This window comes from Aliiglaciecola litoralis (assembly GCF_039523355.1).
GTDB classification, from domain to species: domain Bacteria; phylum Pseudomonadota; class Gammaproteobacteria; order Enterobacterales; family Alteromonadaceae; genus Aliiglaciecola; species Aliiglaciecola litoralis.
Genome location: NZ_BAAAFD010000048.1, coordinates 1 through 692, shown reverse-complemented (window position 1 = coordinate 692; position 692 = coordinate 1). Strand labels below are relative to the sequence as shown.

1 protein-coding gene is annotated in these 692 nt (G+C 50.1%); it reads right to left on the bottom strand.

Annotated elements, in window-relative coordinates; all coding sequences use genetic code 11:
- On the bottom strand, positions 1-659 hold a 659-nt coding region (locus tag ABD036_RS19115), incomplete at its 3' end, for a transposase (RefSeq protein WP_343862801.1).
- Between the last annotated feature and the right edge of the window lie 33 nt (positions 660-692).

The following is a 692-nucleotide window of genomic DNA, read 5'->3' as shown; positions in this document are numbered from 1 at the left end:
AGTGATGTTAGAGTGCCAGCCGCGACACAGAACACATGTTCGAAATCCTGAATTAGCTCAGTCCAGTGAGACTGATTGAACCCCAAATCAACCAGGATGGGATTCGATAATATGTCCGCATCATCACGTGCGCTTGAGTTGATAATTCGGTGGCTATCATCCACGAGTTGCAGATAGTCAACCAGTGTAAACGGAAGCCCTTTAGGAGAGTCTGCTCGAAGATTACCCGCAAAAGGCAGTAACGCTGCTGGCTGATAATCTTGCCTTGCACACTTTAGGCGCCGCTTAATACTGGTATGGTGCGATGTCTCCGGGGAGTATGCCATGGCCGCGCGAATAGGATTTAAGTCCACATACACCATACACGCCGCTAAGGCTTGCTCATCTAACAATGCTTGAGATTTGAACCGTCCTTCCCAGAAGTGCCCGGTACACTCATCCTCACGATTAGCTTGTCTGGCAATATGTTCATTCAGCTCACGCATGAACCAACTGATATCACACAGCCGAGCGCGATACACTGACAAGGTATCCTGCAGGGTCAATTGCTCGAGTTGACATAGCGGCGGTTGTTGGGAATCCACAAACCGCTGGACCAACACCGGAGTACGATGCAATCGCCTCCAACGTATCGCCACCTCTTCATCGCTCATGCTCATGGCCCTATCCTTGTCCACATGCAATACCACATG